The following is a 1,526-nucleotide window of genomic DNA, read 5'->3' as shown; positions in this document are numbered from 1 at the left end:
GAAGCGACATTGTAGTCCCGGGCAGACTCGAACTGCCGACCTCTACATTATCAGTGTAGCGCTCTAACCAGCTGAGCTACGGGACTCTGCTCTCCTTGGATCTTATATTATAAAAATTGGACCGACAACATCGAAAAAGAACAAGAATCCAATCCCGATATCATGTGCACGGGGAAATCGGGCATCTCGGTGCCCCCCAAGGGGGGCAGCTCTAGAAAGGAGGTGTTCCAGCCGCACCTTCCGGTACGGCTACCTTGTTACGACTTAGCCCTAGTTACCGATTTTGCCCTAGGCCGCTCCTTACGGTGACGGACTTCAGGCACTCCCGGCTTCCATGGCTTGACGGGCGGTGTGTACAAGGCCCGGGAACGTATTCACCGGATCATGGCTGATATCCGATTACTAGCGATTCCAGCTTCACGGGGTCGGGTTGCAGACCCCGATCCGAACTGTGACCGGTTTTGTAGATTCGCTCGTGGTCGCCCACTGGCTGCTCTCTGTACCGGCCATTGTAGCACGTGTGTAGCCCAGGACGTAAGGGCCGTGATGATTTGACGTCATCCCCACCTTCCTCGCGGTTTGCACCGGCAGTCCCGTCAGAGTCCCCATCTTTAAATGCTGGCAACTGACGGCAGGGGTTGCGCTCGTTATAGGACTTAACCTGACACCTCACGGCACGAGCTGACGACAACCATGCAGCACCTTGTAAAGTGTCCGAAGAAAAAACCATCTCTGGTCCTGTCACTCTACATTTAAGCCCTGGTAAGGTTCCTCGCGTATCATCGAATTAAACCACATGCTCCACCGCTTGTGCGGGCCCCCGTCAATTCCTTTGAGTTTCATTCTTGCGAACGTACTCCCCAGGTGGGACACTTATCACTTTCGCTTGGCCGCCCATCCGCCTGAGGCGGACGGACAGCTAGTGTCCATCGTTTACGGCGTGGACTACCAGGGTATCTAATCCTGTTCGCTCCCCACGCTTTCGTCCATCAGCGTCAGTACATGGTTAGTGACCTGCCTTCGCAATCGGTGTTCTATGTAATATCTATGCATTTCACCGCTACACTACATATTCCGGCCACTTCACCATGACTCAAGACGACCAGTATCAAAGGCAGTTCTACAGTTGAGCTGCAGACTTTCACCACTGACTTAATCGCCCGCCTACGGACCCTTTAAACCCAATAATTCCGGATAACGCTCGGACCCTCCGTATTACCGCGGCTGCTGGCACGGAGTTAGCCGGTCCTTATTCTTACGGTACCGTCACCGGGGCACACGTGCCCCTTATTCTTCCCGTATAAAAGCAGTTTACGACCCATAGGGCGGTCTTCCTGCACGCGGCATGGCTGGATCAGGCTTCCGCCCATTGTCCAATATTCCTCACTGCTGCCTCCCGTAGGAGTCTGGTCCGTGTCTCAGTACCAGTGTGGGGGATCCCCCTCTCAGGGCCCCTAACCATCGTGGCCTTGGTAAGCCGTTACCTTACCAACTAGCTAATGGTACGCATAGTCATCCTTTACCGT

1 tRNA gene and 1 rRNA gene are annotated in these 1,526 nt (G+C 54.3%); both read right to left on the bottom strand.

Annotated elements, in window-relative coordinates:
- Window positions 1-12 precede the first annotated feature (12 nt).
- Window positions 13-86, bottom strand: a tRNA-Ile gene (locus ACEQ81_RS18575).
- A 129-nt stretch (window positions 87-215) separates the two neighbouring features.
- A 16S ribosomal RNA gene (locus tag ACEQ81_RS18570) occupies window positions 216-1,526 on the bottom strand; the annotation flags it as partial.

The sequence above is a fragment of the Spongiimicrobium sp. 3-5 genome (assembly GCF_046557915.1).
Classification (GTDB): domain Bacteria; phylum Bacteroidota; class Bacteroidia; order Flavobacteriales; family Flavobacteriaceae; genus JBHEBG01.
This window is presented reverse-complemented; position numbering and strand designations above follow the sequence as displayed.